At 65.2% G+C, this 14,828-nt stretch carries 15 protein-coding genes and 1 pseudogene; 12 read left to right on the top strand and 4 right to left on the bottom strand.

The features are described 5' to 3' along the window. The first annotated feature begins 3 nt into the window (after nucleotides 1-3). The 3 genes from XH98_RS05040 (at nucleotide 4) to XH98_RS05030 (ending at nucleotide 4,033) form a co-directional block, all read left to right on the top strand. Nucleotides 4-774 carry an enoyl-CoA hydratase gene (locus XH98_RS05040; protein ID WP_271617965.1) on the top strand — a complete coding sequence of 257 codons (771 nt, stop codon included), beginning with the start codon at nucleotides 4-6 and terminating at the stop codon, nucleotides 772-774. Between the two features lie 126 nt (nucleotides 775-900). Next, the gene (locus tag XH98_RS05035) at nucleotides 901-2,982 is read left to right on the top strand and encodes a methyl-accepting chemotaxis protein (RefSeq protein ID WP_271617964.1); all 2,082 of its coding nucleotides are present in this window, start codon (nucleotides 901-903) and stop codon (nucleotides 2,980-2,982) included. A gap of 112 nt (nucleotides 2,983-3,094) precedes the next feature. Beyond that, entirely contained in the window at nucleotides 3,095-4,033 is a 939-nt protein-coding gene (locus XH98_RS05030; RefSeq protein WP_220001487.1) for a dihydrodipicolinate synthase family protein, read from the top strand. 106 nt (nucleotides 4,034-4,139) lie between these two features. Here XH98_RS05030 and XH98_RS05025 read toward each other — a convergent pair whose 3' ends face one another. The 3 genes and pseudogenes from XH98_RS05025 to XH98_RS05015 form a co-directional block, all read right to left on the bottom strand. Then, nucleotides 4,140-4,844: a DUF1045 domain-containing protein gene (locus XH98_RS05025; RefSeq protein WP_271617963.1), complete on the bottom strand. Its 705-nt coding sequence runs from the start codon at nucleotides 4,842-4,844 to the stop codon at nucleotides 4,140-4,142. 18 nt (nucleotides 4,845-4,862) lie between these two features. After that, the gene (locus XH98_RS05020; protein ID WP_271617962.1) at nucleotides 4,863-6,056 is read right to left on the bottom strand and encodes an alpha-D-ribose 1-methylphosphonate 5-triphosphate diphosphatase; all 1,194 of its coding nucleotides are present in this window, start codon (nucleotides 6,054-6,056) and stop codon (nucleotides 4,863-4,865) included. Next, nucleotides 6,053-6,199: pseudogene (locus XH98_RS05015) on the bottom strand (chloramphenicol acetyltransferase); the annotation flags it as partial. The pseudogene XH98_RS05015 and the gene XH98_RS05020, both read right to left, overlap by 4 nt. A 151-nt stretch (nucleotides 6,200-6,350) precedes the next feature. Here XH98_RS05015 and phnC point away from each other — a divergent pair. From phnC to phnE (XH98_RS04995), 4 genes are all read left to right on the top strand, one after another. Further along, entirely contained in the window at nucleotides 6,351-7,160 is an 810-nt protein-coding gene (phnC, locus tag XH98_RS05010) for a phosphonate ABC transporter ATP-binding protein (protein ID WP_271617961.1), read from the top strand. 64 nt (nucleotides 7,161-7,224) lie between these two features. Then, the gene (gene phnD, locus XH98_RS05005) at nucleotides 7,225-8,154 is read left to right on the top strand and encodes a phosphonate ABC transporter substrate-binding protein (RefSeq protein ID WP_271617960.1); all 930 of its coding nucleotides are present in this window, start codon (nucleotides 7,225-7,227) and stop codon (nucleotides 8,152-8,154) included. 86 nt (nucleotides 8,155-8,240) lie between these two features. Next, a complete protein-coding gene (gene phnE / locus XH98_RS05000; RefSeq protein ID WP_271617959.1) occupies nucleotides 8,241-9,125 on the top strand; it encodes a phosphonate ABC transporter, permease protein PhnE in 885 nt (294 codons plus the stop codon). Next, a complete protein-coding gene (gene phnE / locus XH98_RS04995) occupies nucleotides 9,122-9,967 on the top strand; it encodes a phosphonate ABC transporter, permease protein PhnE (protein ID WP_271617958.1) in 846 nt (281 codons plus the stop codon). The genes phnE (XH98_RS05000) and phnE (XH98_RS04995) overlap by 4 nt, the downstream gene beginning before the upstream one ends. A gap of 130 nt (nucleotides 9,968-10,097) precedes the next feature. Here the strand turns inward: phnE (XH98_RS04995) and phnF are convergent, their stop codons facing one another. Next, nucleotides 10,098-10,826, bottom strand: coding sequence for a phosphonate metabolism transcriptional regulator PhnF (phnF, locus tag XH98_RS04990; protein ID WP_271603605.1), 729 nt, complete (start codon nucleotides 10,824-10,826; stop codon nucleotides 10,098-10,100). Nucleotides 10,827-10,944: 118 nt separating this feature from the next. On the opposite strand from phnF, the gene phnG reads away from it, so the two are divergent. The 5 genes from phnG to phnK are packed head-to-tail and all read left to right on the top strand — an operon-like array spanning nucleotide 10,945 to nucleotide 14,825. Continuing rightward, nucleotides 10,945-11,409, top strand: a complete 465-nt coding sequence (gene phnG, locus XH98_RS04985) for a phosphonate C-P lyase system protein PhnG (RefSeq protein WP_271617988.1) — start codon at nucleotides 10,945-10,947, stop codon at nucleotides 11,407-11,409. Between the two features lie 4 nt (nucleotides 11,410-11,413). Beyond that, nucleotides 11,414-12,022 (top strand): phosphonate C-P lyase system protein PhnH, encoded by a 609-nt coding sequence (gene phnH / locus XH98_RS04980; protein WP_271617957.1) that lies wholly within the window; start codon nucleotides 11,414-11,416, stop codon nucleotides 12,020-12,022. Between the two features lie 4 nt (nucleotides 12,023-12,026). After that, nucleotides 12,027-13,142 (top strand): carbon-phosphorus lyase complex subunit PhnI, encoded by a 1,116-nt coding sequence (locus tag XH98_RS04975; protein ID WP_271617956.1) that lies wholly within the window; start codon nucleotides 12,027-12,029, stop codon nucleotides 13,140-13,142. Further along, the gene (locus XH98_RS04970; protein WP_271617955.1) at nucleotides 13,139-14,035 is read left to right on the top strand and encodes an alpha-D-ribose 1-methylphosphonate 5-phosphate C-P-lyase PhnJ; all 897 of its coding nucleotides are present in this window, start codon (nucleotides 13,139-13,141) and stop codon (nucleotides 14,033-14,035) included. Before XH98_RS04975 ends, XH98_RS04970 begins: the two co-directional genes overlap by 4 nt. Next, on the top strand, nucleotides 14,028-14,825 hold the full coding sequence (phnK, locus tag XH98_RS04965) for a phosphonate C-P lyase system protein PhnK (RefSeq protein ID WP_271603610.1): 798 nt from the start codon (nucleotides 14,028-14,030) through the stop codon (nucleotides 14,823-14,825). The genes XH98_RS04970 and phnK overlap by 8 nt, the downstream gene beginning before the upstream one ends. Nucleotides 14,826-14,828: the final 3 nt, after the last annotated feature.

Below are 14,828 nucleotides of genomic sequence, written 5' to 3'. Positions count from 1 at the left end.
CTCATGACCGAGCATGTGCGAGTTGAAAACAACAACGGAATTCTCACCCTTACCCTGGCGCGCCCCGACAAGAAGAATGCGTTGACGGACGCGATGTACGGCAGGCTCGCCGACACCATCGAAGCCGCCGAGTCCGATCCCTCCGTGCGCGTGCTGCTGATCCGTGGCGAGGGCGACATGTTCACCGCCGGCAATGACGTCGGCGAGTTTGCGGCCGTCGCATCAGGCAAATCCGAAGGCAGCCGCAATGTCGGACGCTTCATCCAATCGCTGGCGCGTTGCACGCGGCCTCTTGTTGCGGCCGTGCAGGGCCGTGCCGTCGGCGTCGGCACCACCATGCTGCTGCATTGCGATCTGGTCGTGCTGGCCGAGAATACGCAGTTGTCGACGCCCTTCGTCAGCCTCGCGCTGGTGCCGGAAGCTGCCTCCAGCCTCTTGATGCCGGCGCGCATCGGTTATGCCCGCGCCTATGAGATGTTCGCCCTCGGCGAGACCGTGCCGGCCAAGTCCGCGCTGGAATGGGGCCTCGCCAACCGGGTCGTGCCGCTGGACCGGCTCGATGCCGAGGCGCTTGCGCTCGCCCAGCGTCTGGCCAAACAGCCGGCCGGTGCGCTCATCGCGACCAAGAAGCTGATGCGCGATGGCGAGGCGCTGGTCGCGCAGATGAAGGCCGAGGGCGAGCAGTTCGCCAGGCGTCTGCGCACCGCCGAGGCGCGTGAGGCATTCACGGCCTTTGCCGAGCGGCGCCCGCCTGATTTCACGAAGGTTTCGTGACGTCTGGGCCTACCTAAAGGGGGTCTGGCAAATCGGGAACTACCCGCATTTGACAAAAACCTTAACCGAACATTGGCATGTCGCGATGCAAGGTGCCCTCTCCTGGACGAAGGCCCCTTGTGACCCATGGCACTCTTTAAGAAATCGGTAAGCTCGCTGCTCCTGACCTTGATGGCCCTGTTGGCGGCCGGCGCGCTGGCTTCGACGGCGATCCAGATGGTGGGGGCCTTCGGCCGCTACAACGACAGTCTCGAGACGGCGCGGCTTGCCGCCGCCGACAAGGCGATCTTCCACGGCGTGGTAGCGCTCCGCCAGAATCGCGGCGACGCCCAGAGCGCGATCCTCGGCGAGGACGATCCGCGCGCAAAGCTCGCCGAGGCGGAGAAGGCGGAGCAGGGCGGCTATGAAGGCGTCATCGCCGCGATGGCCAGCGTCGATTTTGCCCGCCGGGACGAGCTGGCGACCAAGCTGAAGCAGGGCTGGAGCGAGGCCGCCCCGCAATTCCAGCTGTTCTATGATGAAGCCAAACGTCCGCGCGCCGAGCGCAAGATCGAGCGCGGCAACCCCTGGTACGATGCCGTCACCAAGGTCATCGACACGGCGAACCTCGCCTCGACCGCGGTGTCGAACCAGGCCTGGATGAACGATCCCTTCATTGCCCGCATGGTCCAGGTCCGCCGCCTCGCCTGGCAGGTGCGCGACCGCTATGGCATCCATTGCTCGTCGCTGCGCTCGAACGTCAACAGCAGCAAGCCGCTCGACGACACTCAAAAGCGATCAGTGGCACAGTGGGACGGCACCATTGCCTCCAGCTTTGCCGGCATGGCCGAGTTGCTGGCAGCCCCCGATGTTCCTTCAGAATTGGTTAGCGCAGCAAGGGACGCGCAGGCCAAGACCGACGGTGTTCTCAAGCAGATCGGCGATCTCACCAGGAATTTTGATGGCAGCGGCAAGCCGGCGATGGGGGCGGCGGATTGGAATGCGCTGTGCCAGTCGCCGTTCCCGCTCATTGTCGGTATCGCGACCACGGCGCTCGACCAGTCGATCGTGCGAGCCGAGACCGTTCAGGCCAAGGCGCTGACCAATCTCATCGTGCAGTCGCTCGCGTTCCTGCTGGCGCTGTCAGTGACGCTGGCCGGTGTCTATGTCGTGCGCAATCGCCTGATGCGTCCGGTGCGCGCCATTCTGGAGGCGATCGCCCGGATCAGCGCGCGCGATTACGCGACGCCGGTTCCGCAATCCCGCTATCCCGACGAGTTCGGCACCATGGCCGCCGCGCTCGAAAGCCTGCGCGAGAGCGCGGCCATTGCGGAACGGCTCGGCCAGGAACGCGAATCGCAGCAGGCGCTGCAGCTCGCCCGCTCCGGCGCCGTCGACGAGGCATGCCGTAGCTTCGACGACACCGTGCAGGCGGTGATCCAGAGCGTCGCGGCATCGGCCAAGGAGCTCGATGCCACTGCGACCGACGTGCGCACGCTGACGTCGGAATCGAGCAGCCAGACGGCCGCGGTGTCGTCCGCCGCCGAGCAGGCGACCAACAATCTCGAAAGCATCGCGGCCGCGACCGAGGAGCTCTCGGCTTCGGTCGGCGAGATCTCCGCGCAGGTGCAGTCCAGCGCACGCGATGCGCGCGAGGCGGTGGCGCAGGTCGAGCAGACCAACGCCACCGTCGAGATCCTCGACCAGACCGCAGGCCGCATCAGCGAAGTCGTGAAAATGATCCACGCCATCGCCGGCCAGACCAATCTGCTCGCCCTAAACGCCACCATCGAGGCGGCGCGCGCCGGCGAGGCCGGCCGCGGCTTTGCGGTGGTTGCCGGCGAGGTCAAGAGCCTGGCGTCGCAGACCGCGACCGCCACGGAAGAGATCTCGCGCCAGGTCGAGGAGATCCAGAGCGCAACCGGCCAGGCCGTCGCCGCCATCCGTTCGATCGGGGGCGCCATCAGCGGCATCGACGAGAAGATGACGGCCATTGCCGCCGCCGTCGAACAGCAGCGCGCAGCCACCACCGAGATCTCGCGCAACTTCCAGCATGCCGCCCAGGGCACCCGCGAGGTCACCGACACCATCGGCAGCGTCGCCCAGCTCAACCAGGAGACCGGCAATGCCGGCACGGTGCTGTTCCAGTCCGTGACCAAGATGTCGGCCGACGCCGACCGCCTCCGCACCGCGGTGGAGGGCTTCCTCGGCGCCGTGAAGTCCGCCTAGGGCTTCTTTCCCAGTGTGATGAAACGTGGATCGGCATTGCCGGGCCTGCTCGCGGCCTGTAAATGGTAGCGGTACCAAGCTCCAACGACAGGACGACAGGGAGATGTCTTCGATGCCGGTCACCCCACATAAGGCCCAGCGCCCCTATCGCGGCGTGTTTCCGGTCGCACCCACCATCTTCGATGAGCGCGGCGAGCTCGATCTCGAGGGCCAGCGCCGCTGCATCGATTTCATGATCGACGCCGGCTCGAACGGCATCTGCATCCTCGCCAATTTCTCCGAGCAGTTCGTGCTGACCGATGCCGAGCGTGAGGCCGTGATGCATGTGGTGCTGGAGCATGTCGCCGGCCGCGTGCCCGTGATCGTCACCACCACCCATTTCAGCTCGGCGGTGTGCGCGGCGCGCAGCAAGCAGGCCGAGGCCGCCGGGGCCGCCATGGTGATGGTGATGCCGCCCTATCACGGCGCCACCTTCCGCGTGCCGGAGAAGGGCATCGTCGAATTCTTCAAGGTGCTCTCGGGCGCGATCACCATCCCCATCATGATCCAGGATGCGCCGGTTGCGGGCACGCCGCTGTCGGTCGAGCTGCTGGCGCGGCTGGCGCGCGAGCTCTCCAACATCCGCTATTTCAAGATCGAGGTGCCGGGCGCGGCGTCAAAGCTCCGCAGCCTGATCGAGGCCGGCGGCAAGGACATCGAGGGCCCCTGGGATGGCGAGGAAGCCATCACGCTGATGGCCGATCTCGATGCCGGCGCGACCGGCGCGATGACCGGCGGCGGCTATCCCGACGGTATCCGCCAGATCATCGATCCCTATTTCGCGGGCGACCGGGAGAAGGCGAAGGCCGCCTATGAACGCTGGCTGCCGCTGATCAATTACGAGAACCGCCAATGCGGCCTGATCGCCTGCAAGGCGATGATGCAGGCCGGCGGCGTGATCAAGTCCGACGCGGTGCGCCATCCGCTGCAACCGCTGCATCCGGCAACGCGCGCAGGATTGCTGGAGCTCGCCAAGGAGCGCGACGCGCTGGCGCTGCGCTGGGGGAAGTAGGCCCCACGCACCGCAATCGTAGGGTGGGCAAAGCGGAAGCGTGCCCACCACCTGTGAATTGCTGAGAAAAGAACGTGGGCACGGCGCAAGGGCGCCTTTGCCCACCCTACGGGGCCGGTGCCAACGTCCATTCGCCCACGATACAAAAGCGTGCCTTCGCATCGTCCTGCTTGAACAGCGTGATGCGATCGATCGCCAGCTTTTCCAGCTTCAGCGCCGCAAACCTTGCCCGCAACATCTCCAGGATCGGGCCGCGCCGATCCGCGTCGAGCCGCCCGGTCAGCGTCATGTGGAAGCGGAATTCTTCCATCACGTAAGGATAGCCCCAGCGATCGAGATACTCGCGCTGTCGCTCGCTGAGCTTTTTGGGCTTGCGCCGCGCGCGGTCTTCCGCGGTCAGGGGCTGGCGGAAGCAATCGAAATCGCGGACGCAATCGGCGGCGAGCTCTTGCAGCGCGTCAACCGGCTCGGCCGGAATGACGGCGATGAAGCCGCTGATGGAATCCACGATCGGGTGGATCACCGGGATCGGGCGCGCCTTGCCGGCGAATGTCGCGCAGGCCGCGGCGAGTTCGGCCTCGGTCTTGCCCGCTGCCAGCACCATCGGCGCCTTCAGCGTGCCGTGAAAACCGTATTTGCGGGGATCGGCGGTGACGTCGTGCCAGTCGGGTGCGATACGCAGGGCGTCGCCGGGAAAGGGCGGTTCGTCGCCGGTGTAGGCGTCATAGCCGAGCAGCTCGGCGCCGAAGCGGGAGAGTGCGTGGTCGTCGCCGGAGGCAAAATAGATCGCGTAGCGGGGAAAACCTGTCATTGCCCAAGCATAACTAATTTATGCTGCAACGATAGTCTCGCGCGGTGTCGCCGCGATGCCAGCCAGACGCGTCGCATCGGTGAGATGGACGAGCTTGCCGGCGGCGATCACCGCGACCAGCCGCGGCCGCAGCGGCATGCTGTCGTCGACGAGCAGGATGTCGGCGCGACGGCCCGCCGCCAGCGTGCCGCGATCAGTGAGGCCAGCGGCGTCTGCGGGCGCCGACGAGATCAGCTTCCAGGCCTCGGTCAGCGGCAGCACGCCGTCGGCGGCGAGGCGGAATGCGGCGAGCAGCGGCGCCGGATAGTAATAGTCGGAAGCCAGCACCGTGCAGAGCCCCTTCGCGATCATGTCGGAGGCTTTGGTCCAGCCGGTGTGGCTGCCGCCGCGCACGACGTTCGGTGCGCCGTAGACGATGGCATCGCCATGATCGGCTGCCTCGCGCGCCGTCTCCTCATTGATCGGAAATTCGGCGAGCCTCACGCCCATGGCGCGAAAATTCCGGCGCATCGCCGGCGTCGCATCGTCATGCGACAGCATCCGCACCTCGGCCATGCGCGCCGCTGCTGCGATCCGGGCGATCGAGGCCGGAACATCGGCCGCGCGCGAGACGATATGCGCGACGAGCTTGTCGAAATCCTCAGCTGAAAGGCCGGTGCGCTCCACCATGCGGTTGCGCTTGCGCGGATTCGAGATGTCGGCAACGACCCCGTCCATATGGTCGTTGAAGGCGAACAGGTCGACGCGGCCCTCGGCCAGCCACTGGCCGATCTCGTCCTCGGCATCGAGATTATAGGTCTCGTGGCGCAGGTGAAAACGGGTGTCGGCAGCAAAGTGCGGACGCTGCCGCTCGATCGCCTCGAGCAGGCGCCTGGCATTGTCGCCGCTGCGCAGGCCCGGCTCCCATGACCAGGTGGTGGCGTGGAACACCGTGGTGATGCCGTTGCTGATGACCTGGCGGTCGGTGTCATCAAGCGCGACGTCTATCGGAAGATCGACGCCGGCGCGCGGCATCATCTGCCGCTCGAAGGCATCGCCATGCAGGTCGACGATGCCGGGCAGCACCAGCAAATTACGCGCATCGATCGCCAGCCGCGCGCGACCGCGTGCCGCATCGATCTGCGCAATGTCGGTTCCGGATACGGAGAGGGAAGTTTCGGCGAGCTCGGAGCCAATCAGGGTCCGGCCGCCCTCGATGAAAATGTCTGTCACGCGACCGCACTTCGTTTGCTGGAAGGAAGACTTGTCCCTGCTTCGTATGCCGACAGGAAATCTTCAATCGCGAGCGTGCGGAAATCGGGCAGCGCCGCACGCAATTTGTCGTGATCCCGGTCCCACCATGCCAGCCTGGCCAATGTCGCGTCTCTTCGAGCGGCACAATGACGGTGTCATGACGATATGATGACAGGGGATGAAGTGTGTAGGATCGCCACGCCGCATCGCACGTGTCATACAAGTGTCAACCGCCGGGGATAGCGGTGGGCTCCAGCTACTCTGGAGCCCTGCATGCTGGTGGTTGAAGGTCTGACGTGCCGCTTTGGCGCAAAAGCCGCGGTGGACGAGGCTTCGTTTCAAATCTCCCCCGGCGGCTTCGTCGGCGTGATCGGACGCTCCGGCGCCGGCAAGTCGACCCTGCTGCGCGCCATCAATCGTCTGGTGACGCCGACGCAGGGCCGCATCCTGTTCGACGGCCTCGACGTCACCGCGCTGCGCGGCAAGGAGCTGCGGCAGTGGCGGGCGCGGTCGGCGATGATCTTCCAGCAGTTCAACCTGGTCGGCCGGCTCGACGTGCTGACCAACGTACTGATGGGCCGTCTTGCCACCATGCCGGCCTGGCGCTCGCTGTCGCAAGTATGGCCCGAGCAGGACAAGGCGCTGGCGATGTCGGCACTGGAACAGTTCGACATCGCCGCGCTCGCGGCGCAGCGCGCCGATCAGCTCTCCGGCGGCCAGCAGCAGCGCGTGGCGATCGCACGGGCGCTGGTGCAGCAGCCCGACATCATCCTCGCCGACGAGCCGATCGCCTCGCTCGATCCGCGCAACACCAAGATCGTCATGGATGCGCTGCTGCGCATCAACAAGCATTTCGGCATCACCGTGCTCTGCAACCTGCATTCGCTCGATCTGGCGCGCAGCTATTGCGATCGCCTGATCGGCATGGCGGCGGGCCGAGTGGTGTTCGACGGCGCGCCGTCCGCGCTGACCGACCTTGTCGCGCGTGAGCTCTACGATCTCGAAGCCGCCGATGTCATGGGCGGCACGCCTGCGCCGGTGCCCGAGGGGGTCCCGGCACTCGGAACGGCTGCGGCGGCCTGAGCCGCGTCGCATCCGTCATGACCAGTTTTTGCGTCAACCGCTCCTATCAGATGAAGAGGGCATCATGATCACTCGCAGATTAGTTCTTGCCGGCGCCGCCGCGCTGGCCTTTGCCGGATCCGCTTCCGCCGAAGACTGGAGGGCGAAATATCCGGAGATCACCTTCGCCGCGATTCCGGCCGAGAACGGTTCGGGCGTGACCGAGCGTTACGCTCCCTTCATCAGCTATCTGTCCAAGGAGCTCGGCGTCAAGGTGACGCTGCGCGTCGCCAACGACTACGCCGCCCTCATCGAGGGCCAGCGCGCCGGCAACATCCACATCGGCTATTACGGCCCGGCCTCGTTCGCGCGTGCCCGGCTTACCGGCGTCAAGACCGACGCGTTCGTCATCGACGTCAACTCCGACGGCTCGAAGGGTTATTACTCGGTGTTCTACGTGCTGGCGAAATCGCCGTACCAGAAGATCGAGGACCTCAAGGGCAAGAATCTCGGGCTTGTTGATCCGAATTCAACTTCCGGCAACAACATGCCGCGCTTCAAGCTGAACGCGCTCGGCATCGATCCCGACGCCTACTTCTCCAAGGTCGTCTTCACCGGCAGCCACGAGAATGCCGTTCTCGCTCTCGCGCAAGGAACCGTCGACGTCGCTGCCAACTGGTGGAACGCGGACGACGATTCCAACCTGACCCGCATGCTCAACAAGGGCATGGTGAAGTCGGCCGACGGCACGCCGATGAAGAAGGAGGACTTCCGCATCGTCGTGAAGTCCGACCTCATCATCAACTCGCCCTACGCCTATCTGAGCGACCTGCCTGAGGACATGAAGGCCGCCATCAAGAAGGCCTTCCTCGACGCGGCACAGAAGGATCCCGAGGCGTTCAAGAAGCTCTCCGACGGCAAGAACAAGCCGTGGGAGCCGATCGCCAACGACGATTACAACAAGACCATCGATCTGATCAGGTTTGTCGATAATCTGCGTAAGAAGGCGTCCTGAGCTCGTCGGGACGAGGCTACTCGAGCCGGGTCGATGGACCCGGCTCTTTTCTTGATGGATCTGTTTGTGATGGATCTGTGCCTTCGATGACGGTTGCGGTTTCGATCCTTCCCGAGCAGCAGCTCGCCGCCCTCAACGCCGCCTATCGCGAGGCAGTCGCACGCAAGCGCCTGCGCCTGCTGGCGGGCTTCACGTTGTTCGTCGCCGCGCTGATCGTGGCCTCGATCGGCGCCGAGGTGAATTTGCGCACCTTCTTCACTTATTTCGGCAACTTCGTCAGCTACTTCAATCGCATCCTCACTCTCGACAGCGGCCAGCGGGTCTGGACCGATCTCGGCGAGTGGTTCTGGGGCCTGCACAAATGGCTGAAGCTGCTCGGCGAGACGCTGCTGATCTCCTATGTCGGCACGCTGATCGGCGCCGTTCTTGCCTTCCTGCTCAATTTCTTCTCCGCCGAGAACACCTCGCCCGCGCCCTGGCTGCGCTTCACCGTCCGGCGCCTGCTTGAGTTCGCGCGCACGGTGCCAGGCATCGTGTTCGCGCTGATCTTCGTCATGGCCTTCGGCCTCGGTCCGGTCGCGGGCGTGCTCGCGATCGCGATTCATTCCACCGGCGCGCTCGGCAAGCAGTTTTCCGAGATGGTCGAGAACGCCGACATGAAGCCGGTCGAGGGCATCCGCTCCACCGGCGCGAGCTGGGTGTCGTGCATGCGCTTTGCGATCCTGCCGCAGGTCTCGGCGGGTTACGCCAGCTACGCGCTGCTGCGTTTCGAGATCAATGTGCGCGAGGCCTCGGTGATGGGCTTTGTCGGCGCCGGCGGCATCGGGCAGGAGCTGATCGTCGCGATCCGAAAATTCTACTACTCCGACGTCAGCGCCATCCTCGTGACCATCATCGTCACGGTGTTCCTGATCGACATCACCACCGGCTGGGTGCGCGGCCGCCTGTTTGGCAAGGAGGCGCGGAATTGAATAAGCCGCAGGACGTCAACACCGAGAAGCTCCGCGCGCGCTACCCTGACGTCTTCGACCGTCCGGTATCGGCACGCCTGGCGACGCCGGCGATGCTCATCGCGGCTCTTGCGATCTTCGTGTTCGGCCTGGTCGATCTCGATTTCTCGCCGGCGCGTTTCATCTCGGGCCTAAGCCAGCTCGGCTGGATCAGCATGATGATGATGCCGCCCGATCCCGGATCGTCGCTCCCGCTCTATCTCAAAGCGCTGGGCGAGACGCTGTCGATCGCGCTGCTCGGCACCACGCTGGCCGCCTTGCTGGCGCTGCCCGTCAGCCTGCTTGCGGCCCGCAATATCGTCCCTAACATCGTCCGTTTCCCGGTGCGGCGGTTCCTGGATTCGATCCGCGGCGTCGATACGCTGATCTGGGCGCTGGTGTGGATCAACGTGGTCGGGCTCGGCCCGTTCGCCGGCGTTCTCGCGATTGCCGTGGCGGATTTCGGTGCGTTCGGAAAGCTGTTCTCGGAGGCGATCGAAGGCGCCGATCAGAAGCAGGTCGAGGGCATCCGCGCCTCCGGCGGCGGCGCGCTGCACGAGATCCGCTTCGGCCTGATGCCGCAGGTGCTGCCCGTCATCGCCGGCCAGGTGCTGTATTTCATCGAATCGAACACGCGCTCGGCCACCATCATCGGCATCGTCGGCGCCGGCGGCATCGGCCTCCAGCTCGCCGAGCAGATCCGCGTGCTGGAATGGCAGAAGGTGTCGTTCCTGATCCTGATGATCCTGGTCGCCGTCGCGGGAATCGATTTCATCTCGGGCAAGCTGCGCTTTGCGATCATTGGTAAGCGGGCGGTGGCCTGAGCACCGCTGCTTTAGGGTGGGCAAAGCAAAGCGTGCCCACCATCTCTAGCGATCGAGAAAGACGTGGGCACGGCGCAAGAGCGCCTTTGCCCACCCTACGCTCCGTTTTCCTGGAGAGAGCGAGCTCCCCCTACGGCTCCACCAAAAACTCCACCCGCTCTGCGGCAAAGCGCGAATGCTTCGTCACCAGCGGCTTGCCCTCGAGATCGAGGTCGGTCGCGTCGACCACCAGGATCGGCCGTCCCAGCGGCAGATCGAGCCGCGCGGCATCGGTCGCATCGACGATGCCGGCGGTGATCCTGGTGGCGCCGCGGCGGTAGTCGCGGATCCCGTAGTGCTCGAGCATCTTCGTCATCGAGCGCGTGGCTGAGAACACCGTGCCGGCGCCCGGAAATCGCTCCGCCGACAGCCAGGTGGTGGAGACGCAGATCGGCGTGCGGTCGGCGAGGCGGATGGCTTCGATCCGCACCAGCGGCGCGCCGGTCTTCACGCCCAATTCCCGTGCAAGCTCGCGCGTTGCGGCATCCTCTGACGCCTCGATCAGCCGGCCATGCGGCTCGCGGCCCTCGGCGCCGACGATCTCCGAGAAGCGCGTGCGCGAGCGCAAGGGATAAGCCAGCTTCTGCGCCTCGACATAGGTTCCGCTGCCGCGCTCGGCGCGCACGATGCCGCGTTCGGCAAGGGCTGCGAGCGCGCGCCGCACGGTGTGGCGGTTGACGCGATAGGTTTCGGCGATCTCCATCTCGCCCGGCAATTTGTCGCCGGCGGCAAAGCGGCCGTCGGCGATGCCGCGCTCGATGCCGTCGGCAACGAGGCGCCACAGCGCGACGCCCGAGGAAGCGGTGTCCTGCATGCTCATCTCGGCGATCAGCCTAGCCCTAAAATCACACGCTTGTCACGAAACAGTCATGGCGTTTCCGTATGAAGTTGTCTATTATCATAGACAACTTCAATTCGGCAAGTTTGGTGGAAGGCCGGTGGATTCGGTGACCCAGCACAATACCCAGCAAGCCCAGCGCAAGGCCGCCATGGCCGTGCTGGCGCACGCGGAGGCGGGCGAGATCGCCGCTTGCCTCCGCACGATTCCATTGCCCGGCCATCAGGATTTGCGCGAACCGGAGAACGGCCTGGTGATGCTGCGCGGCCGAGTCGGCGGCGATGGCGCGCCGTTCAATCTCGGTGAGGCGACCGTGTCGCGCGCTGCGGTGCGGCTTGCCAGCGGCGAGGTCGGCTTCGGCTACACACTCGGGCGCAACAGTGAGAAGGCGCGGTTGATCGCGCTGTGCGACGCGCTGGTGCAGTCGCGCGATTTCGGCGCCGCCGTCGAGCGCGACGTAATCGCTCCGTTGCGTGAGCAGCTTATGGTCAGACGCAAGCAGCAGGCCGAAGAGACCGCTGCGACCAAGGTTGATTTCTATACCATGGTGCGCGGTGAAGGGTGAGGCCATGACAACGATTGCGGAACTGCCGCCGGGATTCGCCGACAAGGTGTTGTCGGCGCAATCGACCTTTCGCTCGGTCATGGACGCAATGGCACGGCCCGGCACGGTCCAGCGCATCGTGCCGATTGCGGGAACGCCCGATACGATGATGCGCGGCACCGCCGCGATTGCGCTGACGCTGTTCGATCACGACACGCCGCTATGGCTCGATGCGCGCATGGCCGAGAGCACCGACGTCCTGAAATGGCTCAAGTTTCACACCGGTGCGCCGGTGGTGCAGGATTCGTCGATCGCAGCCTTCGCGCTGATCAGCGACGGCGTGTTGCTGCCCAATCTTGCGCGGTTCGCGCTCGGCACCAACGAATACCCGGATCGTTCGACCACCGTGATCATTCAGGTCGAGAGCCTGGACGCAGGACAAAACTTCGAGCTCCGCGGTCCCGGCATCGACTGCGTCGCGACGCTTGAGGCGTCGTTCAAGCCCTTCGACCTGTTCGAGCAGCTGCGCTTCAACGAGACGCTGTTTCCGCGCGGCATCGATTTGGTGCTGGTCGCCGATGATGCCGTGGTCGCGATCCCGCGCACCACGCGCGTCGCGAGCAAGGGAGGCTAGGGGCATGTATGTCGCAGTCAAAGGCGGCGAACGCGCCATCGAGAACGCCCATCGCCTGCTCGCCAATGCCAGGCGCGGCGATCAAAACGTCGCGGAAATCTCGCTCGACCAGATCTCCGAGCAGCTTGGCCTCGCCGTCGATCGCGTCATGAGCGAGGGCTCGCTCTATGACCGCGAACTCGCGGCTCTCGCGATCAAGCAGGCGCGCGGCGATCTGATCGAGGCGATCTTCCTGGTCCGGGCCTTCCGCGCCACCCTGCCGCGCTTCGGCGCCAGCGAGCCGGTCGACACTGGCGCGATGCGGGTGCAGCGGCGGGTGTCCTCGACCTTCAAGGACATTCCCGGCGGCCAGATCCTCGGGCCGACCTTCGACTACACGCATCGCCTGCTCGATCCCTCGCTCGCCCAGGGTTTTGTGCCGGAAGCGCCGGCCGTGGCCGAAGCCTCAACGGCGCCGACGCCGCGCGTGACCGACATTCTCGGCCGCGACGGGCTGATCGAATCCTCGCCACAGGCCGAAGATGGCGCCAGCGTCGGCGATCTCACGCGGGAGCCGCTGAACTTTCCGGCGGACCGCGACCTGCGCCTGCAGAATCTCGCGCGCGGCGACGAAGGCTTCTTGCTGGCGATGGGCTACTCCACCCAACGCGGTTACGGCCGCAACCACCCCTTCGCCGGCGAGATCCGCTTCGGCGAGGTCGAGGTCGAATTCACAGCCGAAGACGTCGGCTTCGCCGTGCCGCTTGGTTCGATCGAACTGACCGAATGTCAGATGGTCAACCAGTTCAAGGGCTCGGCAGCCGAAGCGCCGTGTTTCACCCGCGGCTATGGCCTCGCCTTCGGCCAGAGCGAGCGCAAGACGATGTCGATGGCGCTTGTCGATCGGGCGCTGCGTGCCCGCGAGCTCGGAGAAGAGGCCCTCGCCCCGGCGCAAGATGAAGAATTCGTGTTGTCGCATTCGGACAACGTGCAGGCGACCGGATTCGTCGAGCATCTGAAGCTGCCGCATTACGTCGACTTCCAGTCCGAGCTTGGCCTCTTGCGCAAGCTGCGCAAGGAATTTGCCGCAGCTTCCGCCGAGGCCAATACGGCCGATGCCATGAAGGAGGCCGCGGAATGAACGCGCCCGCCTACAACTTCGCTTATCTGGACGAGCAAACCAAGCGGATGATTCGCCGCGCCATCCTGAAGGCGATCGCGATTCCCGGTTATCAGGTGCCGTTCGCCAGCCGCGAGATGCCGATGCCCTATGGCTGGGGCACCGGCGGCGTGCAGGTGACCGCCGCGATCCTGGGGCCGGAGGACGTGCTGAAGGTGATCGACCAGGGCTCGGACGACACCACCAACGCGATCTCGATCCGCAAATTCTTCGCCAGGACCGCGGGCGTCGCCATCACGACGTCGACCCTTGATGCCACCGTGATCCAGACCCGTCACCGCATCCCGGAGACCGCGCTGCACGAAAAGCAGGTGCTGGTCTATCAGGTGCCGATTCCTGAGCCGCTGCGCTTCCTCGAGCCGCGCGAGACCGAGACCCGCCGCATGCACGCACTCGCCGAATATGGCCTGATGCATGTGAAGCTTTATGAGGACATCGCCCGCTTCGGTCACATCGCGACTGCCTACGCCTATCCGGTCAAGGTGAACGCGCGCTACGTGATGGACCCGTCGCCGACGCCGAAATTCGACAATCCGAAGATGGACAATTGCCCGGCCTTGCAATTGTTCGGCGCCGGCCGCGAGAAGCGCATCTACGCGATCCCGCCTTACACTCAGGTGGTGTCGCTCGATTTCGAGGATCACCCGTTCGAGCCGTATCGTTTCAACGCGCCCTGCGCGCTGTGCGGCGCCGAAGACTCTTATCTCGACGAGATCGTCACCGATGACAAGGGCAGCCGCATGTTCGTCTGCTCCGACACCGACTATTGCGAGGGCCGTCAGGCCGCCGGCCATCACGGTGCCCTGAGCGCTGCGCCCTACAAGGACAAGGCGCCGGAGGCATCCAATGGCTGATCAGGATATTCAGGAAGCCGATCAGCCGTTGCTGATCGCAAACTCCCTCAGCAAGTCCTACGGCCGCATCGCCGCCTGCCGTGACGTGTCGTTCGCGCTCTATCCGGGCGAGGTGTTGGCGATCGTCGGCGAATCCGGCTCCGGCAAGTCGACATTGCTGCAAATGCTGTCGGGCCAGCTCGCAGCGAGCGACGGGCAGGTATTCTATCGGATGCGCGACGGCGTCACCCGCGATCTCGCCTCGCTCGGCGAGGCCGAGCGTCGCCTCTTGTTTCGCACCGATTGGGGCTTTGTGCATCAGGACCCCGCGCAGGGCCTGCGCATGGCGGTCTCGGCCGGCGCCAATGTCGGCGAGCGCTTGATGGCCGTGGGCTGGAATCACTACGGCCGGATTCGCGAGAGTGCCTCCGACTGGCTCACCCGTGTCGAGATCGACGTCGCCCGCATCGACGATGCGCCGCGGACCTATTCCGGCGGCATGCGCCAGCGCCTCCAGATCGCGCGCAATCTCGTCACCGGGCCGCGGCTGGTGTTCATGGATGAGCCGACCGGCGGCCTCGATGTCTCCGTGCAAGCGCGCCTGCTCGATCTCCTGCGCAATCTCGTCGCCGAGTTGCATCTCGCGGTCGTCATCGTCACCCACGATCTCGCGGTGGCGCGTCTCCTCTCGCATCGCGTGATGGTGATGAAGGGCGGCCGCGTCATCGAGACAGGTCTCACCGACCAGGTGCTCGACGATCCGCGTGAGCCCTATACCCAGCTCCTTGTCTCCTCGATTCTGCCGCCATGAGCT

It is taken from the genome of Bradyrhizobium sp. CCBAU 51745 (assembly GCF_028128715.1).
GTDB lineage: Bacteria > Pseudomonadota > Alphaproteobacteria > Rhizobiales > Xanthobacteraceae > Bradyrhizobium > Bradyrhizobium manausense.
Note: the sequence above shows the minus strand (reverse complement) of the source record. Positions and strands in the feature narration are given on the sequence as shown.

Bases quoted from the DNA above. Each gene is read 5' to 3' on its own strand.
- XH98_RS05040 (WP_271617965.1), top strand. From the start codon at position 4: ATGACCGAGCATGTGCGAGTTGAAAACAACAACGGAATTCTCACCCTT.
- XH98_RS05035 (WP_271617964.1), top strand. From the start codon at position 901: ATGGCACTCTTTAAGAAATCGGTAAGCTCGCTGCTCCTGACCTTGATG.
- XH98_RS05030 (WP_220001487.1), top strand. From the start codon at position 3,095: ATGCCGGTCACCCCACATAAGGCCCAGCGCCCCTATCGCGGCGTGTTT.
- XH98_RS05025 (WP_271617963.1), bottom strand. From the start codon at position 4,844: ATGACAGGTTTTCCCCGCTACGCGATCTATTTTGCCTCCGGCGACGAC.
- phnC (WP_271617961.1), top strand. From the start codon at position 6,351: ATGCTGGTGGTTGAAGGTCTGACGTGCCGCTTTGGCGCAAAAGCCGCG.
- phnD (WP_271617960.1), top strand. From the start codon at position 7,225: ATGATCACTCGCAGATTAGTTCTTGCCGGCGCCGCCGCGCTGGCCTTT.
- phnE (WP_271617959.1), top strand. From the start codon at position 8,241: ATGACGGTTGCGGTTTCGATCCTTCCCGAGCAGCAGCTCGCCGCCCTC.
- phnF (WP_271603605.1), bottom strand. From the start codon at position 10,826: ATGAGCATGCAGGACACCGCTTCCTCGGGCGTCGCGCTGTGGCGCCTC.
- phnH (WP_271617957.1), top strand. From the start codon at position 11,414: ATGACAACGATTGCGGAACTGCCGCCGGGATTCGCCGACAAGGTGTTG.
- XH98_RS04975 (WP_271617956.1), top strand. From the start codon at position 12,027: ATGTATGTCGCAGTCAAAGGCGGCGAACGCGCCATCGAGAACGCCCAT.
- XH98_RS04970 (WP_271617955.1), top strand. From the start codon at position 13,139: ATGAACGCGCCCGCCTACAACTTCGCTTATCTGGACGAGCAAACCAAG.
- phnK (WP_271603610.1), top strand. From the start codon at position 14,028: ATGGCTGATCAGGATATTCAGGAAGCCGATCAGCCGTTGCTGATCGCA.